The 25,539-nt window shown below is 72.3% G+C and carries 24 protein-coding genes and 1 pseudogene; 15 read left to right on the top strand and 10 right to left on the bottom strand.

Translation table 11 applies throughout. The features are described from left to right. Positions 1-32: 32 nt before the first annotated feature. From ACV7NM_RS12680 to ACV7NM_RS12695, 4 genes are all read left to right on the top strand, one after another. Positions 33-1,628, top strand: coding sequence for an acyl-CoA carboxylase subunit beta (locus ACV7NM_RS12680; protein ID WP_463410403.1), 1,596 nt, complete (start codon positions 33-35; stop codon positions 1,626-1,628). Positions 1,629-1,649: 21 nt separating this feature from the next. Beyond that, positions 1,650-1,856 (top strand): acyl-CoA carboxylase epsilon subunit, encoded by a 207-nt coding sequence (locus ACV7NM_RS12685; protein WP_463413921.1) that lies wholly within the window; start codon positions 1,650-1,652, stop codon positions 1,854-1,856. A gap of 93 nt (positions 1,857-1,949) precedes the next feature. After that, positions 1,950-2,084 (top strand): morphogenic membrane protein MmpB, encoded by a 135-nt coding sequence (gene mmpB / locus ACV7NM_RS12690; RefSeq protein WP_463410404.1) that lies wholly within the window; start codon positions 1,950-1,952, stop codon positions 2,082-2,084. A 31-nt stretch (positions 2,085-2,115) separates the two neighbouring features. Continuing rightward, positions 2,116-2,733 carry a Maf family protein gene (locus ACV7NM_RS12695; RefSeq protein WP_463410405.1) on the top strand — a complete coding sequence of 206 codons (618 nt, stop codon included), beginning with the start codon at positions 2,116-2,118 and terminating at the stop codon, positions 2,731-2,733. Here the strand turns inward: ACV7NM_RS12695 and ACV7NM_RS12700 are convergent. Continuing rightward, positions 2,714-3,190, bottom strand: coding sequence for a hypothetical protein (locus ACV7NM_RS12700; protein ID WP_463410406.1), 477 nt, complete (start codon positions 3,188-3,190; stop codon positions 2,714-2,716). The two genes, ACV7NM_RS12695 and ACV7NM_RS12700, sit on opposite strands and share 20 nt — an antisense overlap. A 380-nt stretch (positions 3,191-3,570) precedes the next feature. Between ACV7NM_RS12700 and ACV7NM_RS12705 the strand changes: the two genes are divergently transcribed. Further along, positions 3,571-5,334, top strand: coding sequence for an acetyl/propionyl/methylcrotonyl-CoA carboxylase subunit alpha (locus ACV7NM_RS12705; RefSeq protein WP_463410407.1), 1,764 nt, complete (start codon positions 3,571-3,573; stop codon positions 5,332-5,334). 455 nt (positions 5,335-5,789) lie between these two features. Here the strand turns inward: ACV7NM_RS12705 and ACV7NM_RS12710 are convergent, their stop codons facing one another. Both ACV7NM_RS12710 and ACV7NM_RS12715 read right to left on the bottom strand, forming a co-directional pair. Beyond that, a complete protein-coding gene (locus tag ACV7NM_RS12710; protein WP_463413922.1) occupies positions 5,790-6,704 on the bottom strand; it encodes a DeoR/GlpR family DNA-binding transcription regulator in 915 nt (304 codons plus the stop codon). 211 nt (positions 6,705-6,915) lie between these two features. Further along, positions 6,916-8,355, bottom strand: coding sequence for an NAD(P)H-quinone dehydrogenase (locus ACV7NM_RS12715; protein ID WP_136217135.1), 1,440 nt, complete (start codon positions 8,353-8,355; stop codon positions 6,916-6,918). Positions 8,356-8,575: 220 nt separating this feature from the next. Between ACV7NM_RS12715 and ACV7NM_RS12720 the strand changes: the two genes are divergently transcribed. From ACV7NM_RS12720 to ACV7NM_RS12730, 3 genes are all read left to right on the top strand, one after another. Beyond that, entirely contained in the window at positions 8,576-9,013 is a 438-nt protein-coding gene (locus tag ACV7NM_RS12720; RefSeq protein ID WP_136217134.1) for a gamma-glutamylcyclotransferase, read from the top strand. A gap of 650 nt (positions 9,014-9,663) precedes the next feature. Then, positions 9,664-10,470, top strand: coding sequence for a purine-nucleoside phosphorylase (locus tag ACV7NM_RS12725; RefSeq protein ID WP_361312208.1), 807 nt, complete (start codon positions 9,664-9,666; stop codon positions 10,468-10,470). A gap of 37 nt (positions 10,471-10,507) precedes the next feature. Continuing rightward, positions 10,508-12,148: a phospho-sugar mutase gene (locus tag ACV7NM_RS12730; RefSeq protein WP_463413923.1), complete on the top strand. Its 1,641-nt coding sequence runs from the start codon at positions 10,508-10,510 to the stop codon at positions 12,146-12,148. Between the two features lie 816 nt (positions 12,149-12,964). Here ACV7NM_RS12730 and ACV7NM_RS12735 read toward each other — a convergent pair. The 3 genes from ACV7NM_RS12735 to afsQ1 are packed head-to-tail and all read right to left on the bottom strand — an operon-like array spanning position 12,965 to position 15,814. Beyond that, positions 12,965-13,600 (bottom strand): hypothetical protein, encoded by a 636-nt coding sequence (locus ACV7NM_RS12735; RefSeq protein WP_463410408.1) that lies wholly within the window; start codon positions 13,598-13,600, stop codon positions 12,965-12,967. A 46-nt stretch (positions 13,601-13,646) separates the two neighbouring features. Beyond that, positions 13,647-15,140, bottom strand: coding sequence for a sensor histidine kinase (locus ACV7NM_RS12740; protein ID WP_463410409.1), 1,494 nt, complete (start codon positions 15,138-15,140; stop codon positions 13,647-13,649). After that, positions 15,137-15,814, bottom strand: coding sequence for a two-component system response regulator AfsQ1 (afsQ1, locus tag ACV7NM_RS12745; RefSeq protein WP_180291024.1), 678 nt, complete (start codon positions 15,812-15,814; stop codon positions 15,137-15,139). The genes ACV7NM_RS12740 and afsQ1 overlap by 4 nt, the downstream gene beginning before the upstream one ends. 170 nt (positions 15,815-15,984) lie before the next feature. Here afsQ1 and ACV7NM_RS12750 point away from each other — a divergent pair, with 170 nt between their 5' ends. Continuing rightward, a complete protein-coding gene (locus tag ACV7NM_RS12750) occupies positions 15,985-16,677 on the top strand; it encodes a SigE family RNA polymerase sigma factor (protein ID WP_463410410.1) in 693 nt (230 codons plus the stop codon). Positions 16,678-17,401: 724 nt separating this feature from the next. Here ACV7NM_RS12750 and ACV7NM_RS12755 read toward each other — a convergent pair. Then, entirely contained in the window at positions 17,402-18,034 is a 633-nt protein-coding gene (locus tag ACV7NM_RS12755) for a uridine kinase family protein (protein WP_463410411.1), read from the bottom strand. A gap of 159 nt (positions 18,035-18,193) precedes the next feature. Between ACV7NM_RS12755 and ACV7NM_RS12760 the strand changes: the two genes are divergently transcribed. Next, complete coding sequence (locus tag ACV7NM_RS12760; protein ID WP_463410412.1) at positions 18,194-18,544, top strand: hypothetical protein; 351 nt, start codon at positions 18,194-18,196, stop codon at positions 18,542-18,544. 140 nt (positions 18,545-18,684) lie between these two features. Here ACV7NM_RS12760 and ACV7NM_RS12765 read toward each other — a convergent pair whose 3' ends face one another. The 3 genes from ACV7NM_RS12765 to deoC are packed head-to-tail and all read right to left on the bottom strand — an operon-like array spanning position 18,685 to position 21,986. Further along, the gene (locus ACV7NM_RS12765; protein WP_463410413.1) at positions 18,685-19,581 is read right to left on the bottom strand and encodes an aldehyde dehydrogenase family protein; all 897 of its coding nucleotides are present in this window, start codon (positions 19,579-19,581) and stop codon (positions 18,685-18,687) included. Continuing rightward, positions 19,574-21,016: an aldehyde dehydrogenase family protein gene (locus ACV7NM_RS12770; RefSeq protein ID WP_463410414.1), complete on the bottom strand. Its 1,443-nt coding sequence runs from the start codon at positions 21,014-21,016 to the stop codon at positions 19,574-19,576. The genes ACV7NM_RS12765 and ACV7NM_RS12770 overlap by 8 nt, the downstream gene beginning before the upstream one ends. A 7-nt stretch (positions 21,017-21,023) precedes the next feature. Further along, complete coding sequence (gene deoC, locus ACV7NM_RS12775; protein WP_463413924.1) at positions 21,024-21,986, bottom strand: deoxyribose-phosphate aldolase; 963 nt, start codon at positions 21,984-21,986, stop codon at positions 21,024-21,026. A gap of 295 nt (positions 21,987-22,281) precedes the next feature. On the opposite strand from deoC, the gene ACV7NM_RS12780 reads away from it, so the two are divergent. The 5 genes and pseudogenes from ACV7NM_RS12780 (at position 22,282) to ACV7NM_RS12800 (ending at position 25,533) form a co-directional block, all read left to right on the top strand. Continuing rightward, the gene (locus ACV7NM_RS12780; RefSeq protein WP_463410415.1) at positions 22,282-23,307 is read left to right on the top strand and encodes a hypothetical protein; all 1,026 of its coding nucleotides are present in this window, start codon (positions 22,282-22,284) and stop codon (positions 23,305-23,307) included. Positions 23,308-23,390: 83 nt separating this feature from the next. Continuing rightward, positions 23,391-23,994 (top strand): annotated as a pseudogene (locus tag ACV7NM_RS12785) (class F sortase). Positions 23,995-24,019: 25 nt separating this feature from the next. After that, positions 24,020-24,649 carry a PH domain-containing protein gene (locus ACV7NM_RS12790; protein ID WP_463410416.1) on the top strand — a complete coding sequence of 210 codons (630 nt, stop codon included), beginning with the start codon at positions 24,020-24,022 and terminating at the stop codon, positions 24,647-24,649. 69 nt (positions 24,650-24,718) lie between these two features. Then, positions 24,719-25,279: a VanZ family protein gene (locus ACV7NM_RS12795; RefSeq protein WP_463410417.1), complete on the top strand. Its 561-nt coding sequence runs from the start codon at positions 24,719-24,721 to the stop codon at positions 25,277-25,279. Positions 25,280-25,320: 41 nt separating this feature from the next. Beyond that, positions 25,321-25,533 (top strand): PspC domain-containing protein, encoded by a 213-nt coding sequence (locus ACV7NM_RS12800; RefSeq protein ID WP_463410418.1) that lies wholly within the window; start codon positions 25,321-25,323, stop codon positions 25,531-25,533. Positions 25,534-25,539: the final 6 nt, after the last annotated feature.

Below are 25,539 nucleotides of genomic sequence, written 5' to 3' on the forward strand. Positions count from 1 at the left end.
GCCGTTGACACCACGCAGGGAGCCGCGCCCCGATGTCACAACCCTCAGAGCCGATCGACATGCACACCACCGCGGGCAAGATCGCGGATCTGCAGCGCCGGATCGACGAAGCCACCCACGCCGGGTCCGCGCGGGCGGTGGAGAAGCAACACGCCAAGGGGAAGCTGACGGCGCGTGAGCGGATCGGTCTGCTCCTGGACGAGGGGTCGTTCGTCGAGCTCGACGAGTTCGCCCGGCACCGCTCGACCGCCTTCGGGCTGGAGCGGACCCGCCCCTACGGCGACGGCGTCGTGACCGGCTACGGCACGGTCGACGGCCGTCCGGTTGCCGTGTTCTCGCAGGACTTCACCGTCTTCGGCGGGGCCCTCGGCGAGGTCTACGGCCAGAAGATCATCAAGGTGATGGACTTCGCGCTGAAGACCGGCTGCCCGGTCATCGGCATCAACGACTCCGGCGGCGCCCGCATCCAGGAGGGCGTCAGCGCGCTGGGCATGTACGGCGAGATCTTCCGCCGCAACGTGCACGCCTCCGGCGTGATCCCGCAGATCAGCCTGGTCGTGGGCCCCTGCGCCGGCGGCGCGGTGTACTCCCCCGCCATCACCGACTTCACCGTGATGGTCGACCAGACCTCGCACATGTTCATCACCGGTCCGGACGTCATCAAGACGGTCACCGGCGAGGACGTGGGCTTCGAGGAACTCGGCGGCGCGCGCACCCACAACTCCACCTCGGGTGTCGCCCACCACATGGCCGGGGACGAGAAGGACGCCATCGAGTACGTCAAGTCCCTCCTCGCCTACCTGCCCTCCAACAACCTCTCCGAGCCGCCCGCCTTCCCCGAGGAGGCGGACATCGAGGTCTCGGACCTCGACCGCGAACTGGACGCACTCATCCCGGACAGCGCGAACCAGCCGTACGACATGCACACCGTGATCGAGCACGTCCTCGACGACGGCGAGTTCCTGGAGACGCAGTCGCTGTTCGCGCCGAACATCCTCACCGGCTTCGGCCGCGTCGAGGGCCACCCGGTGGGCATCGTCGCGAACCAGCCGATGCAGTTCGCCGGCTGCCTGGACATCAACGCCTCCGAGAAGGCCGCCCGCTTCGTGCGGACCTGCGACGCCTTCAACGTGCCCGTGCTGACCTTCGTCGACGTACCCGGCTTCCTGCCGGGCACCGACCAGGAGTACAACGGGATCATCCGGCGCGGGGCGAAGCTGATCTACGCCTACGCCGAGGCCACCGTTCCCCTGATCACCGTCATCACCCGCAAGGCCTTCGGCGGCGCCTACGACGTCATGGGCTCCAAGCACCTCGGCGCGGACCTGAACCTCGCCTGGCCGACCGCGCAGATCGCCGTCATGGGCGCGCAGGGCGCGGTGAACATCCTGCACCGCCGCACGATCGCCGAGGCAGAGGCCGCCGGCGAGGGGGAGGAGACGCGGGCCCGGCTGATCGCCGAGTACGAGGACACCCTGCTCAACCCCTACACCGCCGCCGAGCGCGGGTACGTCGACGCGGTGACCATGCCGTCGGAGACCCGGGCCCACGTGGTGAAGGGGCTGCGTCAGCTGCGCACCAAGCGGGAATCCCTCCCCCCGAAGAAGCACGGCAACATCCCCCTCTAGACCCCGGAGGTCTGTCCTGTGGTGATCAAGGTCGTCAAGGGGAACCCGACCCCGGAGGAGTTGGCCGCCGCACTGGCGGTGGTCCAAGCGCGCGCGGCGGCGCTGGCGTCCGCGCCGTCGGGCGCGCCCCGGGTCCCGGACGAATGGGCGGCGCCGGCGCGGGTGGCACGACGGACGCTTCCGCGGCCGGGTCCGGCCGCCTGGGGCCGTACGTACTGGCCCGCGTAGGGCGCCGCCGCCGCGAAGATGGCATGAACGGACGGTGGCGCCTGAGTACCCGTACTCAGGCGCCACCGTCGTCCGCGGCGCGAGGATCGCAAGATGCTCTGGTCAGACCCGAAGAACGAGCCGCCGAAGGACATGCGCGACGCGCAAGCGATGTTGCGGCGGCTGATCGTGGTGCTCGCCCTCGCCATGATCGTCGTGGTGTACGTCCTGGGCGTGGGCCCCTTCTGAGCGGCCCGCACGCCTCTCCCACGGCCCTACGATGGCTCGCATGACTGCTGCCGCGCCCCGCTCCGTCGTCCTCGCCTCCGCTTCGCCCGCCCGGCTGAACCTGCTGCGGCAGGCCGGGCTCGCCCCGCACGTGATCGTCAGCGGGTTCGACGAGGACACCCTGAGCGCCGACACCCCGTCCGAGCTGGCGCTGGCGCTGGCCGAGGCGAAGGCCGGCGTGGTCGCGGCCTTGGACGAGGCCGCGGGGGCGCTGGTGATCGGCTGTGACTCCGTACTGGAGCTCGACGGGGAGGCACTGGGCAAGCCGGCCGACGCCGAGGAGGCGACGGCCCGCTGGAAGGCCATGCGGGGCCGGGCCGGGGTACTGCGCACCGGGCACTGCGTCATCGACGCGGCGAGCGGCCGTCAGGTGTCGGCCACGGCGTCCACGACGGTCCGCTTCGGCGAGCCGACGGACGCCGAGGTGGCCGCGTACGTGGCCAGCGGCGAGCCGCTGCACGTCGCGGGTGCCTTCACCCTGGACGGGCTGTCGGCGCCCTTCATCGACGGCATCGACGGGGATCACGGCAACGTGATCGGGATCTCCCTGCCCCTGCTGCGTTCCCTGCTGGCCGAACTGGACGTCTCCATCACGGATTTGTGGGCCTGAGCCCCTCGATGCCGGGCGGCGGGGCGTCCTCCGCGCCCTGGGGGCCCCCGGCGTCCCGCGCGTCCTCGGGCCCGGCGTAGAGCATCAGGGTCAGCACGAGCAGGCACAGGATCAGCATCAGGACGGCGAAGGCGCCCCAGCCCACCAGTCCGAGGGCGAGCGCGCCGAGCACCGCGTGGGTGACGGCTGCGACCACCAGGACCACGCGGGCGAAGCGGCCGGGAGCCCGGTCCCGTACGGCGACGACGGCGAGCATGACGGCGCACAACAGCAGGAAGGCGCCCATCGCCGCCCCGAGGCCGTAGGTCGCCTTCGCCATCAGCTCCGGATCGCTCCCGGCGATGGACATCGACTGGCTCTGCGTCGTCTTCCCCAGCACGACGTGCACGAGTACGAGCACCGCCGCTTCCACGACGAGCACGATCGCGGCCAGCCCGGCCACGAGTCTGCGCAGCACCGACGCCCCCATCCCCCCAGAAGCCACAAGCGTGTTCGACGCCTGGAGGCTACTCACCGGTAAACGCGCCGACAAGGGGTGGGGACGGCTTCGTTACCGAGTGGCCCGAGTGACGGCTCTCACGCAAAGAATGCATAGGCCGTTCGTAGGGACTCCACAAAGATTCAGCAGGGGCCGCTGACCCGGCGAACAGAGACCTGCGCCGCGTCACGGGGTTACTGTGCAGTCGGGGATCTCCCTGACCTGGGGCGACACAAGGGTTTCTGGGCTCGGGCAAGCCTCGCTATCACGCTCCGTGTGGGGAAGCTCACCTGCGGATAGGGGTCGAAAGGCCGTGTCAGCTGTCCCTAAACTCAGCTTGTTTCTAGGAGGAAGCCATCGTGCGCAAGGTGCTCATCGCCAACCGTGGCGAAATCGCTGTCCGCGTTGCCCGTGCCTGCCGGGATGCCGGGATCGCGAGCGTAGCCGTCTACGCCGACCCGGACCGGGACGCGCTGCACGTCCGCGCGGCAGACGAAGCGTTCGCGTTGGGCGGTGACACCCCGGCCGCCAGCTACCTGGACATGAAGAAGGTCCTCCAGGCAGCAGCCGACTCCGGAGCTGACGCCATCCACCCCGGATACGGCTTCCTGTCCGAGAACGCGGACTTCGCCCAGGCCGTTCTCGACGCGGGCCTGACCTGGATCGGCCCGCCGCCGCAGGCGATCCGTGACCTCGGTGACAAGGTCGCCGCCCGTCACATCGCCCAGCGCGCCGGCGCGCCGCTGGTCGCCGGCACCCCGGACCCGGTGTCCGGCGCCGACGAGGTCGTGGCGTTCGCCGAGGAGCACGGTCTGCCCATCGCGATCAAGGCCGCCTTCGGTGGTGGCGGTCGCGGTCTGAAGGTCGCCCGCACCCTCGAAGAGGTCCCCGAGCTGTACGACTCCGCCGTGCGCGAGGCCGTCGCCGCGTTCGGCCGGGGCGAGTGCTTCGTGGAGCGCTACCTCGACAGGCCGCGCCACGTCGAGACGCAGTGCCTGGCCGACACGCACGGCAACGTGGTCGTCGTCTCCACCCGTGACTGCTCGCTCCAGCGCCGCCACCAGAAGCTGGTCGAGGAGGCTCCCGCGCCGTTCCTCACCGAGGCGCAGAACGCCGAGCTGTACGCGGCGTCCAAGGCGATCCTCAAGGAAGCCGGGTACGTGGGCGCCGGCACCGTCGAGTTCCTCGTCGGGACCGACGGCACCATCTCCTTCCTGGAGGTCAACACCCGCCTCCAGGTCGAGCACCCGGTCACCGAGGAGGTCACCGGACTCGACCTCGTGCGCGAGATGTTCCGCATCGCCGACGGCGAGGCCCTCGGCTACGACGACCCGCAGCTGCGCGGTCACTCCTTCGAGTTCCGCATCAACGGCGAGGACCCGGGCCGCGGCTTCCTGCCGGCTCCGGGCACGGTGACGAAGTTCGCCGGCCCCTCGGGTCCCGGTGTCCGCCTGGACGCGGGCGTCGAATCGGGTTCCGTCATCGGCCCCGCGTGGGACTCGCTGCTCGCCAAGCTGATCGTCACCGGCGCCACCCGTGAGCAGGCCCTCCAGCGCGCCGCCCGCGCCCTCGCGGAGTTCGAGTTGGAGGGCATGGCGACCGCCATCCCGTTCCACCGCGCGGTCGTGGTGGACCCGGCGTTCGCCCCGACCGACGGCACTCCGTTCAAGGTCCACACCCGCTGGATCGAGACCGAGTTCGTCAACGAGATCCCGGCCTTCACGGCGCCCGCCGCCGAGGAGTCCGACGAGGAGCCGGGCCGCGAGACGGTGGTGGTCGAGGTCGGCGGCAAGCGCCTGGAGGTCTCGCTGCCGTCGTCGCTGGGCATGACTCTGGCCCGCACCGCCGCCGCCGGCGGCGCCAAGCCGAAGCGCCGCGCCGCGAAGAAGTCCGGCCCGGCCGCCTCGGGCGACACCCTGGCGTCCCCGATGCAGGGCACGATCGTCAAGGTCGCCGTCGAAGAAGGCCAGCAGGTCAACGAGGGCGACCTGATCGTCGTCCTGGAGGCCATGAAGATGGAGCAGCCGCTGAACGCGCACCGCTCCGGCACGATCGTCGGCCTCACGGCCGAGGTCGGCGCCTCCCTCACCTCGGGCGCCACGATCTGCGAGATCAAGGACTGACCCACCAACGCGAAGGCCCCCGCCCGACCGGGCGGGGGCCTTCGCGTATTCAGCCCCGCCGGCGTTTGCGGCACGGGCCCCTGCCCCTGAGCCCCAACCCAGCCCCGCCGGGGGCAGTTCCACCCCGGCCGGGGCGGGCAAATCCAGCCCCGCCGGCGTTTAAGGCGCGGGCCCCAGCCCCCGGAGCCCCAACCCAGCCCCGCCGGCGGCAAATCAGCACCGCCGGGGCGGGCAAATCCAGCCCGGCGGCGTTTGAGGCGCGGGCCCCAGCCCCCGGAGCCCCAACCCAGCCCCGCCGGCGGCAAATCAGCACCGCCGGGGCGGGCAAATCCAGCCCGGCGGCGTTTGAGGCGCGGGGTGCGGGGCGGAGCCCCGCGAAGCCCGGCGCAGCCGGGGCCGCTCGCGCCGCGGCGCCGCACCCCGGCACCGCACCCGCACCGGCTACCGGCACCCGCTCAGCGCCGCCGCATGTCCGCCACCCGCCCCCGCTCCCCCGCCTGCTGCTCCAGCAACCCGGCCGGCGCGCTGCGCAACTGCGCGGTCGGCCCGCTTCGGCGCTGCACCGGCAGGGGCGACTCCCGCCGCGGCCGCCGCCCCGCCATGCCGTCCCCGCCGGAGGCCGCCGCGCCGCCCGCCACCGTGATCTGCACGCCCTGGTCGGCCAGCGCCTGGAGCTCGGTGGCCGCCCGGTCGTCGTGCGGCGGCGGCTCGTCGGTGACCAGCCGCGTCATGACGTCCGTCGGCACGGTCTGGAACATGGTGTCGGTGCCCAGCTTGGTGTGGTCGGCCAGGACCACCACCTCCGCGGCGGCCTGCACCAGCGCCCGGTCCACGCTCGCGGAGAGCATGTTGGACGTGGACAGCCCCCGCTCGGCCGTCAGGCCGCTGCCGCTCAGGAAGGCCCGCGACACCCGCAAGCCCTGGAGGGACTGCTCGGCGCCGCTGCCGACGAGCGCGTAGTTGGAGCCGCGCAAGGTGCCGCCGGTCATCACCACCTCGACCCGGTTGGCATGGGCCAGCGCCTGGGCGACGAGCAGCGAGTTGGTGACCACGGTCAGCCCGGGAACCCGCGCGAGCCGGCGGGCCAGCTCCTGGGTCGTGGTTCCCGCGCCGACGACGACGGCCTCGCCCTCTTCGACGAGGCCGGCCGCGACATCGGCGATGGCCGTCTTCTCCGCGGTGGCGAGATGGGACTTTTGCGGAAAGCCGGACTCCCGCGTGAAACCGCCCGGCAAGACCGCACCGCCGTGCCGGCGGTCGAGGAGTCCTTCTGCCTCCAGTGCCCGCACGTCCCGCCGTACGGTCACTTCGGAGGTCTGGACGACGCGGGCGAGCTCACGGAGCGATACCGCTCCGTTGGCCCGCACCATTTCGAGGATCAATTGGCGACGTTCTGCAGCGAACACGAAACTGACAGTAACCCGGGCGACCGACTGCTTTCAGCTCCTTCCGCCGGAATACCGAAGTTGTCCATAAGGTGGGGCGACAAGTGGTATACGCGGTCGGACAGTTGCGTGAACAGTCGGCCGCGTCCCCATCCGTCGCCCCAAACTCCTTGCGCAACAGGGCGGTTCGCGGCGACTACGCCTCCCCGGCGACCTTCCGGGTGTGCAACTGGCGCGCCACCTCGGCGATCGAACCGGACAGGGAGGGGTACACGGTGAACGCGTTTGCGATCTGCTCGACCGTCAGATTGTTGTCCACGGCGATCGAGATGGGGTGGATGAGTTCGCTGGCACGCGGCGCGACGACCACACCGCCGACCACGATCCCGGTGCCGGGGCGGCAGAACAGCTTCACGAAGCCGTCCCGGATGCCCTGCATCTTCGCCCGCGCGTTGCGCAGCAACGGCAGCTTCACCACGCGGGCGTCGATCTTGCCGGCGTCCACGTCGGCCTGGGTGTAGCCGACGGTGGCGATCTCGGGGTCGGTGAAGACGTTGGAGGAGACCGTCTTGAGGTTCAGCGGCGCGACCGCGTCCCCGAGGAAGTGGTACATCGCGATCCGGCCCTGCATGGCGGCCACGGACGCCAGCGCGAAGACGCCCGTCACGTCACCGGCGGCGTACACGCCGGGCGAGGACGTGCGCGACACCTTGTCGGTCCAGATGTGCCCGGACTCCTTGAGCCGGACCCCGGACTCCTCCAGGTTCATGCCCTGCGTGTTGGGGACGGCGCCGACCGCCATCAGGCAGTGCGTGCCGCTGATGACCCGGCCGTCGGAGAGGGTGACCTCGACCCGGTCGCCGACCCGCTTCGCGGACTCGGCGCGCGAGCGACCGATGACGTTCATGCCGCGGCGACGGAATACGTCCTCCAGGACGGCGGCGGCGTCGGGGTCCTCGCCCGGCAGCACCCGGTCGCGGGACGACACCAGCGTCACGCGCGAGCCGAGGGCCTGGTAGGCGCCCGCGAACTCGGCGCCGGTCACACCGGAACCGACCACGATGAGCTCCTCGGGGAGCTCGTCGAGGTCGTAGACCTGGGTCCAGTTCAGGATGCGCTCGCCGTCGGGCATCGCGTCGGGGATCTCACGGGGGTGGCCGCCGGTCGCGATCAGTACCGCGTCGGCGGTCAGGATCGTCTCGGTGCCGTCGGCAGCGGTGACGATGACGTCCCGGGTGCCGTCGATGCCCTGCGGGCCGCCGAGCTTGCCGCGGCCCCGCATGACGCGTGCGCCCGCCCGGGTGACGGAGGCGGTGATGTCGTGCGACTGGGCGAGCGCGAGGCGCTTGACGCGCCGGTTCACCTTGCCGAGGTCGACGCCGACGACGCGCGCGGCCTGCTCGATGTGCGGGGTGTCGTCCGCGACGACGATGCCGAGTTCCTCGTACGACGAGTCGAAGGTCGTCATGACCTCGGCGGTCGCGATGAGGGTCTTGGAGGGCACGCAGTCGGTCAGTACCGAGGCGCCGCCGAGCCCGTCGCAGTCCACGACGGTCACCTCCGCGCCGAGCTGAGCCCCTACGAGGGCCGCCTCATAGCCGCCGGGTCCGCCGCCGATGATCACGATCCGGGTCACGAAAACTCCGCCTCAGGTCTACCCGGCCGGCTGCCGCCCCGGCCGGGGCTTCCGGGGGGTCTCCCCGGGGGATGCATTCCGTGCCCCATTGTCCCGCACGCTTCAAGGTGCTTCACGCCCGGTCCCGCCATCCGCTCCGCCGATCCGGTCGTCCCGGGTCGCCCCCGCCTCATCCATCCGGGCACTCCGCCCGGGCCGCCCCTCCCGTACCCTCGACCTCATGTCGCTCTACGCCGCGTACGCCGGCAACCTCGACCCGCGGCTGATGACGCGCCGCGCTCCGCATTCGCCGCTGCGCGGCACGGGCTGGATCAACGACTGGCGGCTGACTTTCGGCGGCGAGCAGATGGGCTGGGAAGGGGCGCTGGCGACGATCGTCGAGGCGCCGCGCCAGCAGGTCTTCGTCGCCCTCTACGACATCGCGCCGCTCGACGAGGACTCGATGGACCGGTGGGAGGGCGTCGGGCTCGACATCTACCGCCGGATGCGCATCCGGGTGCACACCCTGGACGGCGAGGAGGCCGCCTGGGTGTACGTCCTGAACGGCTACGAGGGCGGCCTGCCCTCCGCGCGCTACCTGGGCGAGATCGCGGACGCGGCCGAGTCCGCGGGCGCGCCGCACGACTACGTGATGGAACTGCGCAAGCGCCCCTGCTGAGGGCCCGGGCCGCCCCCCGGCCCCCGCACACCGCCCTCGCCCCGGAAGCGTGAGCGCCCCGGCACTCCCCTGCCCCGGGCTCCGGACCGGACTCGGTCCGGAGCCCCAGCCCCCGCACCCGGGTTGCATGACCGCTCCAGCCCACCCCCGGCCCCGCATCGGGGTGCAGGCGCACAACCCACGCCCCGGCCCCGCACCCGGGGTGCAGGAGCGCCCCGCACTACCCCCGGCCCCGGACCCCAGGCACCCGCCCCACACCGCCACCAGCCCCGCACCGGGGCATGGGCGCCGGCCCGGGCGACCAGAGGGCCCCCGGGCCGCCACGGCCGATCCCGACCGACGGACCGGGCGGGTGCCGCACCACCGACCCGCAGGCGACCGACCTTCGCAGGCGTTCGAGACGGAGGGCCGGGGCGGAGCCCCGGGAACCCCCGAGCCCCCCGAGCCGCACCGGGGGCGGCGCCCGGCCGCCGCCCCCGACCACTCCCCCGGCCGGACATCAAAGGAGCCCACCGGCACCTCCGCTCGAACGCCGGTGGAGCCGATTCCGCCTCGCGGGGACGATTCGGCGGAAACGACAAGGCAACGATCCGAACACCGTGAGCTGTGCCATCTACGCGCGTAGGCCAGGAGCGGTTACGCTCGTCGGCGTGAACGCATCTGTTACCGACCCCTTCGCCGACGCCACCGCCGCGGCCGCCCGCCTGCGCGAGCTGACCGGCGCCGAAACCCACGATGTCGCCCTCGTCATGGGCTCCGGCTGGGCCCCCGCCGCAGAGGCGCTCGGTGCGCCCGAGGCCGAGTTCCCCGTCACCGAGCTGCCCGGATTCCCGCCGCCCGCGGTCGAGGGCCACGGCGGCAAGATCCGCTCGTACAAGATCGGCGACAAGCGCGCGCTGCTCTTCCTCGGCCGGACCCACTACTACGAGGGCCGCGGCGTCGCCGCCGTCGCCCACGGCGTCCGCACCGCCGTCGCCGCCGGTTGCAAGACCATCGTGCTGACCAACGGCTGCGGCGGTCTGCGCGAGGGCATGAAGCCCGGCCAGCCGGTCCTCATCAGTGACCACCTCAACCTGACGGCCACCTCGCCGATCGTCGGCGCGAACTTCGTGGACCTCACCGACCTCTACTCGCCGCGCCTGCGCGCGCTGTGCAAGGAGATCGACGAGACCCTCGAAGAAGGCGTCTACGTCCAGTTCCCCGGCCCGCACTACGAGACCCCGGCCGAGATCAACATGATCCGCGTCATGGGCGCGGACCTCGTCGGCATGTCCACCGTCCTGGAGGCCATCGCCGCCCGCGAGGCCGGCGCCGAGGTGCTCGGCATCTCCCTCGTCACCAACCTGGCGGCGGGCCTGTCCGGCGAGCCGCTGAACCACGAAGAGGTGCTCCAGGCCGGCCGTGACTCGGCCTCGCGCATGGGCAAGCTGCTGACCCAGGTCCTCGCCCGTATCTGAGGACCGTACGAGAGGTAAGGCGGAAGTAGTGCAGGAAGTGCAGGACGACCTGATCACCCGGGCCCGTGCCTGGCTGGCCGAGGACCCGGACCCGGAGACGGCGGCCGAACTGGCCGCGCTCATCGAGGCCGGCGACACGGCGGGGCTCGCGGACCGCTTCTCCGGAATGCTGCAGTTCGGCACCGCCGGGCTGCGCGGCGAACTCGGCGCGGGCCCGATGCGGATGAACCGTGCCGTGGTCATCCGGGCCGCGGCGGGCCTCGCGGCCTACCTCAAGGCCCGGGGCCACGCCGGCGGCCTCGTCGTCGTCGGCTACGACGCGCGCTACAAGTCGGCGGACTTCGCCCGCGACACCGCCGCGGTCATGACCGGCGCCGGACTGCGCGCGGCCGTCCTGGCCCGCCCCCTGCCGACGCCCGTCCTCGCGTTCGCCATAAAGCTCCTGGGCGCCGTCGCCGGCGTCGAGGTGACCGCGAGCCACAACCCGCCCCGGGACAACGGCTACAAGGTCTACCTCGGCGACGGCTCTCAGATCGTCTCCCCGGCGGACGCCGAGATCGCGGCGGAGATCGAGCGGATCACCACCCTCGACTCCGTGCCGCGCCCCGAGTCCGGCTGGGAAGACCTCGGTGACGAGGTCCTGGAGGCCTACCTGGCGCGTACGGACGCGGTCCTGACCCCCGGCTCCCCCCGGGGCGTGCGGACCGTCTACACAGCCATGCACGGCGTCGGCAAGGACGTCGTCATGGCCGCCTTCGCCCGCCACGGCTTCCCCACCCCGGTCCTGGTGGCCGAGCAGGCGGAGCCGGACCCGGCCTTCCCGACGGTGGCCTTCCCGAACCCGGAGGAGCCGGGCGCGATGGACCTGTCCTTCGCGAAGGCCACCGAGGTGAACCCGGACATCGTGATCGCCAACGACCCGGACGCCGACCGCTGCGCGGTGGCGGTCCCGGACAACGGCGGCTGGCGGATGCTCCGGGGCGACGAGGTCGGCGCGCTCCTGGCCGCCCACCTGGTCCACAAGGGCGCCCGCGGCGTCTTCGCCGAGTCGATCGTCTCCTCCAGCCTCCTGGGACGGATCGCGGACGCGGCCGGCCTGCCGTACGAGGAGACCCTGACGGGCTTCAAGTGGATCTCCCGCGTCGAGGGTCTGCGTTACGGGTACGAGGAGGCGCTCGGCTACTGCGTCGACCCCGAGGGCGTCCGCGACAAGGACGGCATCACAGCCGCGCTCCTCGTCGCCGAACTGGCCTCGGAGCTGAAGGAGCAGGGCCGCACCCTGGCCGACCTGCTGGACGACCTGGCGATGGCACACGGCCTGCACGCCACCGACCAGCTGTCCGTACGGGTCTCGGACCTGTCGGTCATCGCCTCGGCGATGGCGGCGCTGCGTGCGCAGCCGCCGGTGTCGCTCGCGGGCCTGCGGGTCGTCTCGGCGGAGGACCTGAACCGAGGCACGGAATCCCTCCCGCCGACGGACGGCCTGCGCTATTACCTGAAGGGCGACTACAAGGCCCGGGTGATCGTCCGCCCGTCGGGCACGGAGCCGAAGCTGAAGTGCTACCTGGAGGTGGTGGTCCCCGTGGCCGAGGCCTCCGACCTCGCCACGGCGCGCGCCCGCGGCCAGGAGGTCCTGGACGCGATCAAGAAGGACCTCTCGGTGGCCATGGGCATCTGACCCGGGGTCCCCACGTCGACGGCCCCCTCGGCTCTGCCCGAGGGGGCCGTCGACGTCCCCGCCCGGCCGACATGCGATGCGGCAACAAGCCCACACGCCCTAGCGGACGCCGACATTGAGGAGCGCGTAGGGATCTGCCGCGCGGGGCCACTCGGTCGCTTCGGTGCAGCCGTCATGGCCGGACGCGTCCTTCGTCGGTCAGCGCTCCCCGCAGCCCGGGTCGGCTGCCCGACGGGCCCGGATGCCCGGCAGCCGATGCCGGGCGCCCCGCCTCATCGCTGAGGGGCCGCTCCCTGTGGCTCCGGACCGTCCCGTTCCTTCGGGGGCTTCCCGGCAGTCTTCGATTTTCCGGGGCGGGACGGCCTATCAAGGGTGGTCGAAGACCATCGCGAAGCGACGCGACCGAAGGGAGCGCCCTTGACGGGCCGTCCCGCCCCGGAAGGACGATGAGACGGACGGGAAACCCCGCCCCCTCACTGAGACCGCCTGACGGTGGCACACCCACCCACCGGGCCTGCCCCCCCCCGGCAGACCAGCCACAAAGCAGCCCTGCCGGCGTTTGGGTCGGCGGCCCGGGCCGGCCCCGGGCCCAAGGCGACCGGACCCACCGGACGGCACCGCACCCACCGCACCCCCCGGACCCACCGGGCGGCACCGGACCCACCGGACCCACCGCACCCACCGGACCCACCGGACGGCACCGCACCCACCGGACCCACCGGACCCACCGGGCGGCACCGGACCCACCGCGCCCACCCGGCCCACCGGGGGCACAGCCCCGCGACACAGCCCCCCCGGCCCGGCCCCCGAACTCCGTCAGGAAGGCGACGGGCGGACCACGTCGCCCAGCGTCGGCACCGACTCCGGCCGCGAGCGGACAGCGTCACTGCACTCCCACGTCCGCGGCGGATCGGCGTCCGGACCACCCAGCACCACCGGACCCGGGCCCGCCGACACCGCCTCGCTGTCCGAGAGCGTGCACACGATCTGCGACAGCGCGACCGGCGGCAGGTCCTCCGGCTTCCGGCTCAGCCGGACCGTCCCCGCCGGGTCTCCCGCCCGTGTCGGCACCGTCGCCAGCCCGGCCGGGACCCCGGTCGTGAACCCGGCGTCCCGTTCCTCCGCCGACGGCTCCCGCTCCAGCGCCTCCAGCAGCGCCTGGGCCGCCAGCACCACGGGGTCGCGCGCCGGCCGCTTCTCGGGCACCGGGACCACCCGCTCCACGCCCACGAGCTGCGACCCGCACACCAGTTCCACCGTCGCCCGGAACCCCGGCACCCCGCTCGGCTGCTGCCCGTTCGGCGGCGCCGGGGTGTCGCACGACACCCGCGAGGGCGCCGCGCCCACGTCCACCGGCACCGTCGTCGCACGAATCCCGCACCCCGACGTCACCGCCGTCACGGCCACCAGCAGCAGTGCCCCCGCCACGCGCCCCGGCACACGCCCGGTCACACGCCCCACCACGGGCCCGACCACACGCCCGGCCCTCCACCCCGCCCTACGCCTCACCGGCGATCACCTTTCCCACGTCCACCGGCAGCCGCAGCGTGAACAGCGCCCCGCCCTCGCCCCCGTTGGCGGCCGTGATGTCGCCGCCGTGGATGTGCGCGTTCTCCATCGCGATGGACAGGCCCAGACCGCTCCCGTCCGACTTCGGCCGGGACGCGCTCGCCTTGTAGAACCGGTCGAAGACGTGCGGCAGCACCTCCTCCGGGATGCCCGGGCCGTTGTCCTTGACCACGATGAGCAGCCACTCCCCGTCCACCCGCACCGACACCCGCACGGGCGAGCCGCCGTGCTTGAGCGCGTTGCCGATGAGGTTGGCCAAGATCACGTCGAGCCGCCGCGGGTCGAGCCGCACCACGATCCCGCGCTCCGCGTCGAGTTCGACGGCGTCCAGCCACGCCCGTGCGTCGATGCAGGCCGTGACCTGGTCGGCGACGTCCACGTCGTCGAGGACCAGCCGAGCCGTCCCGGCGTCGAAGCGGGTGACCTCCATCAGGTTCTCCACCAGGTCGTTCAGGCGTCGGGTCTCGCTCACCACCAGGGCCACCGCCGGTGCGATCATCGGATCGAGGTCGTCGACCTCCTCCTCCAGCACCTCGGCGACCGCCGTCAACGCCGTCAACGGCGTGCGCAGTTCGTGCGACATGTCCGCGACGAAACGTCGACTGGCCTCCTCGCGCGCGCTCATGTCCGCGACCTTCTTCTCCAGCGCCTCCGCCGTCTTGTTGAAGGTGTGCGACAGGTCCGCGAGTTCGTCGGTCCCCGACACTTCGAGCCGGTGGTCGAGTTCGCCCTCCCCGAGCCGTCGCGCCGCGTCGCCGAGGCGCTGCACGGGCTTGAGCACGGTCCGGGCGGCGGCCTGCGCCAGCAGCGCGGAGCCGAGCAGCGCGAGGCCGGTGGCGATGGTCAGGGACCAGCCGAGCGCGTTGAGGTCGTCGCGTTCCTGCGCGAGCGACTTGTACATGTAGCCCGTCGGGCCGCCGCCCACGATCCGCGTCCCGCCCACCAGGTACGGGTTGCCGCGCCGCTTCGTCCGCTGCCAGTACATGTGGTACTGGGCGTCGTTGGCGACCGTCGTCTTCTGCTGGTCGTTCACCGCTTGCTGGAGGGACTTGGGTACGTCGTTCAACCCGAAGGCGTCGGGGCCGGCCGCGCCGAACACCTTGCGCCCGTCCTTGAGTTCGTCCACGAGCAGCACGCTGTACCCGGGGCTGCTGCCCGCCATCAGCTCGGCGGTGCGCTGGAGTTCCTCGGGCGTCGGATCGGCGGGCAGCGCCGCGGCGCGGTTCTGCATCTCCTGCCGGAAGTCGCCGAGCGCCGCGTCCTGGGTACGGGTGAGCACCGCCTCGCGGTTGAGCCAGTAGGCGATCCCGGACGCGGACACGGCAGCCGTCAGCGCGACGAGGGCGAACACCACGAGGAGCCTCAGCCGCAGACTCGTCCAGCGCCGCCCCGCGAACAGGCCGCCCAGGAACCGCTTGGTCACTGCGGGGAGTCCAGGCGGTAGCCGACACCCCGGACCGTACGGATCAGGGTGGGCGAGGACGGGACTTCCTCGACCTTGGCCCGCAGCCGCTGCACGCAGGCGTCGACGAGCCGCGAGTCACCGAGGTAGTCGTGCTCCCAGACGAGGCGCAGCAACTGCTGCCGCGACAGCGCCTGGCCGGGCCGGCGGCTGAGTTCCAGCAGCAGGCGCAGCTCGGTCGGGGTGAGTTGGAGGTCCTCGCCGTTCTTCGTCACCGTCATGGCGGCGCGGTCGATGACCAGGGACCCGAACACGGCGGAGTCGCTGGCCTCGCGTTCGCCGCGGCGCAGGACGGCGCGGATGCGGGCGTCCAGCACGCGACCCTGGACGGGTTTGACAACGTAGTCATCGGCTCCGGACTCCAGCCCGACCACCACGTCGATGTCGTCGCTGCGCGCGGTCAGCAGGATGATCGGCAGCTGGTCGGTGCGCCGGATGCGCCGGCACACCTCGAAGCCGTCGATCCCGGGCAGCATCACGTCCAGCACGATCAGGTCCGGCCGCTGCTCGCGCAGCAGTTTCAGGCCGTCCTCGCCCGTCGCCGCGGTGGCCACACGGTGGCCCTGGCGTGACAGGGAGAGTTCGAGGGCCGTGCGGATGGCGTCGTCGTCCTCGATCAGCAACAGGAAAGGCACGGGCTCATTCTGTCCCATCGGCCGTCGGGACTCGACCGTCCGTCGTACGCGGATGCGACGGCGGGCCGCTGTGACAGGGCTGTGACAGTCGCAGGACACCTCGGTTAAGTCGGGGGGGCAGGCTTCTACCAGAGACGGACCGAAGCAGACTCCACGACGGGGGGCGCGAGATGAACACGCTGCACAGCACCACGACCAGCGCGGTTGTCACGCGGCTGCACGATGCGAACCGCCGGGCGGGTGTCCGTACGGCGACGGTCGCCCGTCAGCGGCCGACGCATCCTGTAGCCATTGACGCGAACACGTACCAGGCGGTTCCCGCCCCGCGACTTCCTTCCTCCTCGGAGGCGGAATTCACGGCGTACGTCCAGGAACGCCGGGCGGCGCTGTTCGCGACGGCGTTCCACCTCACCGGCGACCGGTACGAGGCGGAGGACCTGCTCCAGAGCGCGCTGTTCTCGACGTACCGGGCGTGGGACCGGATCAGCGACAAGGCTGCGGTCGGCGGGTACCTGCGGCGCACGATGACGAACCTGCACATCAGCGCGTGGCGTCGGCGGAAGTTGAACGAGTACCCGACGGAGGAGCTGCCGGAGACGGCATCCGACACGGACGCGATGCGCGGTACGGAGCTTCGGGCGGTGCTGTGGCAGGCGCTGGCCCGGATTCCGGAGCCGCAGCGGACGATGCTGGTGCTGCGGTACTACGAGGGCCGCACGGACCCGGAGATCGCGGAGATCCTGGGCATCAGCGTCGGCACGGTGAAGTCCAGCATCTGGCGGTCGCTGCGGCGGCTGCGCGAGGACGACGTCCTGAGCTTCGGCCGGGACGAGGCGGAGTCCTTCGGGGAACTCGTCGCCTGACGAAGACCATCGGGCCAAGGGGGCCCGTCCTACGGGGGTGGGGCGGGGGCCGCGGGGGGAAAAGGCGGGATCAAGCGGTCGGGGGTCCGCATGATCCCGCCTTTTCGCATGCCCGACCGCGCGCCTGGCCGGCGTTCGAAGCACGGGACCGGGACCGAGCCTCGGCGTTCGAGGCGCGGCACCGGGACGGAGCCTCGCCCCACGCGGCCCGACGTGACCTGGGCCGGCCATCCCTGCCTCGCCGGGGTTTGAGGCGCGGTTCCGGGCGGAGCCGGGTTTCCTGGGGCTCCGCCCCAGACCCCGCGCCTCAAACGCCGGCGTGGCTGAATTTGCCGGACCCGGCCGAAATACGACCCGGCCCGGCCGGCTGCGGGAAGTGCCCCGCAGCCAGAAGACGGGTGGCGCGGCCGCAGGAACGGCCCGCCCGGACCACAGGGCACCCCGCACAACACGAAGCCGGCCCGGCGCTGCCGCACTTGGGCCCAACCCAGCCGAAACGCACCGCGGCGCAGGCGCGCATAGGCCCCGGCCCAGCCGAAAACGCACCGCTGCGCAGCCGACCGCAGACCCAGCCCAGCCCAGCGCACCCCGGCGCAGCCGCGCGTAGGCCCGGCGCAGCCGAACGCAGAGCCGGCGCAGCCGAACAGTCAACCGGCGCAGCCGAAACGCACCGCGGCGCAGGCGCGCGTAGGCCCCGGCGGGTCGGGAGGCAGCGGGGGTGGGGTCAGGCCGGGGTGGGGGTGCGGTGGCGGCCGGCCGCGCAGGCGGCCAGGCGGCCGAGGGCTTCGTCCCGTGCACACGGGTGCGCACCCAGCGCCGTGTGCCGCGCCACGATCCCCCGCTCCGCCCGCATCAGCCGCCAGCCCCTGCGCAGCAGGAACGGCACCGACTTGCGCCCCTCGCGCAGGTCACGCGCCAGCCGTCGGCGGAAGGTGGTCGACGGTCGCCCCCGCAGGCAGATCGCGTCCGCCAGCAGGCCCAGCTCCTGGCATCGGGCCACGATGTCGGCGGCGAAGATCCCCTCCGCGATGAACAGCGGGGTGCGGGCTATGTCCAGCGTCTCCGAACCCGTCCGCGAGGACGTCGCGATGGAGTACACCGGCACCTCGGTCCGCCCAGCCGCGCACAGTTCCCCGATCGCGGCGACCGCCGCGTCGGCGTCCCAGGACAGCGGCGAGTCCCAGTCGATGTCCGAGCTGCCCTCGACCAGCGGCAGGGTCGGGTCGTCGCCCTCCTTGTAGAAGTCGTCCAGGCGCAGCACGGGCAGGCCCGAGCGGGCCGCGAGCGAGGACTTGCCGGAGCCCGAGGGCCCGGTCAGCAGGACGACGCGCGTGGGGAGGGGAGAGGAGGAGCTCACGGGTCACCAGTGTGAACCATGACCTCCCGTATGGGTACATCGGTGACGCGTCCTGCGAGCACTCTCACACCCGCCCACACCGCACGGCCGGTTGGAATCCTGACCCCACCCTCCACTACGCTGCGTGCGCACGCGACTACGACCACAGGCGGGAACCTCATGGCACGTCACGCAGCCCCCGGTACCGGCGCTCTCCGTACCGCCGGCCTCACCCTCTCGATGGCCGGTGCGGCCCTGGCGATGGCCGCCGGCGGCGCGCAGGCGGGCGAACTCTCCGTCCCGGCGGCCCTGGCCGGTGTCACCGACCCGATCGCGAACCTCAAGGTGAACCCGCTGGCCCACACCGGCGTGGACCCCCTCGACAACGGCGTGGGGACGAAGGTCGCGGACTTCCCGGCGGTCGGCACCACCATGGTGACCGGCGTCCTGACCCAGGGCCCCTCGGTGGGCGAACTGCCCACCGCCGCCGCGGGCTCGCTCCTCGGCCCGCTGCTGCCCGGCCGGAAGTAACCGCGGAGGCCCAGCGACGCCGAAGGCCCCGACAGCGCGGGGGGGCGCTGCCGGGGCCGGTTTCGCGGGCCGTCCCAAGGGCCTAGGTCCGTCCTGCGGGACTAGGGCCGCCCTACGGGACTCGGGCCTGTCCTGCGGGACTAGTAGGACGAGCCGGACGCGCCCAGCGACCCCGTGGGGTGCCAGACCGTCTTGGTCTCCAGGAACGCCGTCATGCGGGACGTGCCCGGGTCGGCGCTCCAGTCGTCCACAGGCTGTGGACGCAGGACGCGCTTGAGGTTGTCGGCCGCGGCGATCTCCAGCTCCTTGGCCAGCGCCGCGTCGGCGCCTGCCAGGTCGATCGCGTTGACGTCCTGGTGGGAAGCCAGGTGCGGGCCCATCTCGGCGGCCTTGCCGGACAGGATGTTGACCACACCGCCCGGCAGGTCGGAGGTGGCCAGCACCTCGCCCAGGGAGAGGGCGGGCAGGGGCGACTTCTCCGAGGCGATCACCACGACCGTGTTGCCCGTCGCGATGACCGGGGCGATCACCGAGACCAGGCCCAGGAACGACGAGTCCTGCGGGGCGACGACGGTGACGACGCCGGTCGGCTCGGGGGTGGAGAGGTTGAGGTACGGGCCCGCGACCGGGTTGGCCCCGCCCACGACCTGACCGATCTTGTCGGTCCAACCGGCGTACCAGACCCACCGGTCGACGGCCGCGTCCACGACGGCCGCCGCCTTGGACTTGGACAGCCCCTCGGCCTCGCCGACCTCGCGGACGAACTGCTCCCGGCGGCCCTCCAGCATCTCGGCGACGCGGTAGAGGACCTGCCCGCGGTTGTACGCGGTCGCGCCCGCCCAGCCGCCGAACGCCTTGCGGGCGGCGACGACCGCGTCACGCGCGTCCTTGCGGGAGGACAGCGGGGCGTTGGCCAGCCAGTTGCCCTTCGAGTCCGTCACTTCGTACACCCGGCCGCTCTCGGAGCGGGGGAACTTGCCCCCGACGTACAGCTTGTAGGTCTTGAAGACGTTCAGACGCACAGAGGACTCAGACATCGAGGTAGGCCTCCAGACCGTGGCGGCCGCCTTCGCGGCCGAAGCCCGACTCCTTGTAGCCGCCGAAGGGCGAGGTCGGGTCGAACTTGTTGAACGTGTTGGCCCACACCACACCCGCGCGGAGCTTGTTCGCGACCGCGAGGATGCGCGAGCCCTTCTCCGTCCAGATGCCGGCGGACAGGCCGTACTGGCTGTTGTTGGCCTTCGCGACGGCCTCGTCGGGCGTGCGGAAGGTCAGTACGGACAGCACCGGGCCGAAGATCTCGTCGCGGGCGACGGTGTGCGCCTGGGTGACGTTGGTGAAGAGCGTCGGCGCGAACCAGTAACCGGCGGCCGGCAACTCGCACGCCGGGGACCAGCGCTCGGCGCCCTCGGCCTCGCCGGTCTCGGCGAGCGCCGTGATCCGCGCCAACTGCTCGGCGGAGTTGATCGCGCCGATGTCGGTGTTCTTGTCGAGCGGGTCGCCCAGGCGCAGCGTGGACAGCCGGCGCTTGAGGGAGTCCAGCAACTCGTCGTGGATCGACTCCTGGACCAGCAGGCGCGAGCCCGCGCAGCAGACCTGGCCCTGGTTGAAGAAGATGCCGGTGACGATGCCCTCGACGGCCTGGTCGATGGGGGCGTCGTCGAAGACGATGTTGGCGCCCTTGCCGCCCAGCTCCAGGGTGGCCCTCTTGTCCGTGCCGGCGATCTGGCGGGCGATGGCCTTGCCGACCGCGGTCGAGCCGGTGAAGGCGACCTTGTTGACGTCGGGGTGCCCGACGAGCGCCGCGCCCGCGTCCCCGTAGCCCGGGAGGATGTTGACGACGCCCTTGGGCAGGCCCGCCTGACGGCAGATGTCCGCGAAGAACAGGGCGGACAGCGGGGTGGTCTCGGCGGGCTTGAGGACGACCGTGTTGCCGGTGGCGAGCGCCGGGGCGATCTTCCAGGCGAGCATCAGCAGCGGGAAGTTCCACGGGATGACCTGACCGGCCACGCCCAGCGGGCGCGGGTTCGCGCCGTAGCCGGCGTGGTCGAGCTTGTCGGCCCAGCCCGCGTAGTAGAAGAAGTGCGCGGCGACGAGCGGGAGGTCCGCGTCGCGGGTCTCCTTGATCGGCTTGCCGTTGTCCAGGGTCTCCAGGACGGCCAGCTCGCGGCTGCGCTCCTGGATGATCCGGGCGATACGGAAGAGGTACTTGGCGCGCTCGGAGCCGGGCAGCGCGGACCACTTCTCGAAGGCCTTGCGGGCGGCCTTGACGGCGCGGTCGACATCGGCGGCGCCGGCTCGGGCGACCTCGGAGAGGACTTCTTCGGACGACGGCGAGACGGTCTTGAAGACCTTGCCGTCGGCGGCGTCGGTGAATTCGCCGTCGATGAAGAGCCCGTAGGAGGGGGCGATGTCGACGACCGAGCGGGACTCGGGAGCCGGTGCGTACTCGAAGAGGGAAGGCTTGTTCATGAGGGTCTCAGTCCACCGTCACGTAGTCGGGACCGGAGTAGCGCCCGGTGCTCAGCTTCTGGCGCTGCATCAGCAGGTCGTTGAGCAGGCTGGAGGCGCCGAAGCGGAACCAGTGGTTGCTCAGCCAGTCCTCGCCCGCGGTCTCGTTGACCAGGACCAGGAACTTGATCGCGTCCTTGGTGGTGCGGATGCCGCCGGCCGGCTTCACGCCGATCTGGATTCCGGTCTGTTCCTTGAAGTCGCGGACGGCTTCGAGCATCAGGAGGGTGTTCGCGGGGGTCGCGTTGACGCCGACCTTGCCGGTGGAGGTCTTGATGAAGTCGGCGCCCGCGATCATGCCGATCCAGGAGGCGCGGCGGATGTTGTCGTACGTGGAGAGCTCGCCGGTCTCGAAGATCACCTTGAGACGGGCGGCCGTGCCGTCGGGACGTACGCACGCCTCCTTGACGGCCTTGATCAGCTCGTACGTCTCCAGGTAGCGACCGGCGAGGAAGGCGCCACGGTCGATGACCATGTCGATCTCGTCGGCGCCGGCGGCGACGGCGTCACGGGTGTCCGCGAGCTTTACGGGCAGCGCGGCGCGGCCGGCCGGGAAGGCGGTCGCGACGGAGGCCACCTTGACGTCGGCGCCGTTCAGTGCGGCCTTGGCGGTGGCCACCATGTCCGGGTAGACGCAGACCGCGGCGGTCTTGGGCGTCGTACGGTCGGTCGGGTCGGGGTTGACGGCCTTGACGGAGAGCGCCCGCACCTTGCCCGGGGTGTCCGCACCCTCAAGCGTGGTCAGGTCGATCATCGAGATGGCCAGGTCGATGGCGTACGCCTTGGCCGTCGTCTTGATCGAGCGGGTGCCGAGGGAGGCCGCGCGGGCCTCCAGTCCGACTGCGTCTACGCCGGGCAGCCCGTGCAGGAAGCGGCGCAGCGCGCTGTCGGACGTCGTCACGTCAGCGAATGCGGTGAGGGTGGTGGGCATGGTCACCAGACGAGCATATCTACGCGCGTAGCGGCATGTCACCCCCCGCAGGTGCACATCCGTGCGGGGCCGCCCGCGTCCGGGCGCGGCCGGATGCGGCCCGGACACCGACTGCGGACCGCTGACCTCCGCTTTTCCCGTTACATCGCGAAGACGAAAACCCCATGGTTCAGTCGAACAAGATCCGTAAATTTCTCTTCAGCAGCCCGCCAGACCTCACCGGATGAAAGCCCGACAGAGAAAACGCGGCATGCGACTCTCCCACCTTCCCGCGACAATGCTTTCCGGAGTCGTTATGCGTACCGCTATCCGCACCTCGATCGTCACCGCCGCCCTCGCCGGCGCCCTGCTCGCGCCGGCGGCGACGGCGCTCGCCGCGCCCGCCCCTCAGAGCGGGGCCGCGGCAACCGGATCGGTGTCGGACAACGCCCGCTACACGGGCGAGCCGGTCTACGTCGGCGAGGGCCTGGTCGCGGTGCTGCGCAACGGGGCCGAGGGCCCCGAGGCCTGGATCCGCGCCGTGGGTCCGAACTGGAAGCCCGGCGACGACTACATGGTCCGCGTGGTGGCGCTGGTGGACCGCACGCACCCGGCTCTGACGGCCAACGGTCTGCAGTTCAAGCTCGCCAAGGCCGACACCGCCGCCCCGGTGCTCGTCGTCACCACGGACGGGGTCGCCAAGTCCTACCCGCTGCCGAAGGGCAAGACGGGCCCGGTCTGCGGGACCGAGGCCAAGCAGGTCGCCCTCGGCGGGGCCTTCTTCGCCGACGTGTCGATGTCCACCGCGGGCCCGGAGGTCACCATCCGCACGGACGTCACCGACAACTGGCGCCACCTGGACCGCACCTTCCCCGCGCTGCCCGCGTCCGACGGCATCATCGCGCGCATCGTCAACCCGAGCGGGGCCGCGCCGTCCTTCGAGTGGAAGGCCCAGGGCGGCGACACGCCGCTCGGCCGGACCTCCTTCCCGGCTCTGCCCAAGGGCTGCGAGCCGGACTACGAGGTCACGGCGGACCAGGGCACCGACACGTCCGCGCCGAAGCCCACCCCGTCCGCCGCCACGCCGTCCGCCGGCGCGTCCGCCACCGCGCAGCCCGCCGCCCAGGTCGACGCCAAGCCCGTCGCCGACGTGAAGCCACAGACGGGCGCGCAGACCGTGGCGGTGCCCCGGGGTGGGGTGGCCGCCGGGGCGGAGATCGCCGCCGAGGACACCGGCGACGCCACCACCGTGGCCGCCGGCGCCGGGGCGGCCGCCGTGTCGGCCGCGGTGGGGGCCGCGGTGGGGGCCGCCTTCCTGATCCGCCGCCGCGCCCGGCGCTGACGCGTACGGCCCGCCTTTCCCGACCTGCCTCCGGCGGGCCACCTCCGCGGTGGCCCGCCGGCCCACGTTTCCCGGAGCCCCCGATGACCCACCGCGCAGGCCATCTCCTGGCCGCCGCACTCCTGGCCGCCGCCCTGACCGGCTGCGGCGGCGCCACCACCGCATCCACCACCACCGCCGCGCCGCCCGCCGTCACCCCCACGGCCGCCCCCGCGGCCCCGGCGACGGCCGCGCCCCTGGCCGCCTCCGCGCCCGTACGCGTACGCATCCCCTCGGCCGGGGTGGACGCCTCCCCGGTGCTGCGACTGGGCCTGGCCGCCGACGGCACCGTCGAGGTGCCGTCGGTCTCCGACGGGGACAAGCTCGGCTGGTACACCAAGGGCGTCACCCCCGGCGAGACCGGCCCGGCCGTGCTGATCGGGCACTTCGACACCGCCCGCGGGCCCGGCGTGCTCAAGGATGTCTCGCGCGTCCGCACCGGCGACGAAATCAGCGTCACTCGGGCCGACGGCAGCGGCGCGGTCTTCCGGGTGCGCGAGCTGGAACAAGTCGGCAAGAAGACGTTCCCCACCGCCAAGGTGTACGGGAACACCCTCCACCCGGAGCTGCGTCATCACCTGTGGCGGCGAGCTCACCGACGGCCACCGTCCCGACAACATCATCTTGTACGCCGATCTCGTCGGCTGAGACGGCGTGAGGCAGAATCGGGCGCATGAGCAGCCAGCAGCCCGCCGCCGAGCCGGTCTACGCCGACCGCGTCTACCGCTCGTCCATGGCCATCGCGACCGGTGTACTGACCCTCGCGATGATCGTGTGGTTGTGCGGGGACGCCGTGCTGTACGGGGACGGCAGTACGCGTTGGATCGGACTGGCCGTCGCCCTCTGCGCCGTGCCGCTGACCGTCGCCTTCACCATCCGGCCGGCCGTCTTCGCCAACGAGGACCGGATGCGGGTCCGCAACCCCTTCCGGGTCATCGAGCTGCCCTGGGGTTCCGTGGACGCGGTGCGCGCCGGGTATTCGGCGGAGGTGCTGGCGGAGGGCGAGAAGTACCAGCTGTGGTCGGTCCCGGTGTCCCTGCGCGAGCGCAAGAAGGCACAGCGCCAGTACGGCCGGGGCGCGGAGACGGCCGCCAAGGGGCCCGAGCGAACGGCGGGCCCGGTCACCCAGGGGCCGCCGCGCGCCCTCGCCGACAAGGTCGTGGACGAGCTTCAGGAGCTGGCCGAACGCGGGGCGGCGCGCGAGAGCGCCCGGGGCGACGTCAAGGTCCGGTGGTCGTACGAGGTCATCGCACCGGCCGCGGCGGGCGCGGTGCTGCTGATCGTGCTGCTCGCCCTGCTGTAGGACATCGTGCGTCCCGTCACACCGGAACGGGGCGGAACCGCGGCTACCGGGCGCTGCGTCCTCGCAGGTGTGCAGCGTCATGAGGCCGGCGACACCGCCGCGACAGCCATCCATCTCCGGCTCCGGCTCGTCGGCGGGGCCTTGCTGGCAGCCCATCTCCTCCTCGTCGGCTGGCTCACCCTGCGGCCGCTGGACGTGCCCTGGGTGGCGGCCGCGAACCTGACTCCGCTGGAGGGCATCCGTGCGGACCTCGCCTACGCGCCGCTGGAGGCGGCCCGCCGGATCGGCGGGGACCTGGCCCTGCTGGCCCCGCTGGGAGTGCTGATGCCGCTGGCCGGCGGACGGCTCGCGCGCTCACCGCTGGCGGCGTGGTCCTCGCTGGCCCGGACGGGGGCCGCGGCAGCGCTGATCTCGCTGAGCATCGCGATGCTGCAGACCGGGGTGCCCGGGCAGGTCGTCGACGTGGACTCTGTGCTGCTGAACACGGCCGGTGTGCTGCTCGTGCACGCGGCGGTGGTGCCGGCGCTGCGGTCCAGGCTGCGGCGCTCTCAGGGGCCCACCCCGAGAATTACCAGGGTCGACGTGGGCCCCTGGACCGAGGTTCTGTCGGCGGTTCCCCGCGAGTATTGAGGCATCGCAACACAGCGGTTCCGAGATACGAGGAGATAACCATGAGCGCGATCACCCGCCCCCGTGACGGCCGGATGATCGGTGGCGTCTGCGCCGGTCTCGCGCGACGGTTCGGGATGAAGGCGCGGACGATGCGGATCATCTTCGTCCTGTCGTGCCTGCTGCCCGGCCCGCAGTTCCTGATCTACCTGGCGCTGTGGCTGCTGCTGCCGAACGAGAAGCCGGGCGCGGGCTCGACCCAGGCCGCCTGGTAGCCCGGG

It is taken from the genome of Streptomyces sp. Tek67B01, assembly GCF_055231995.1.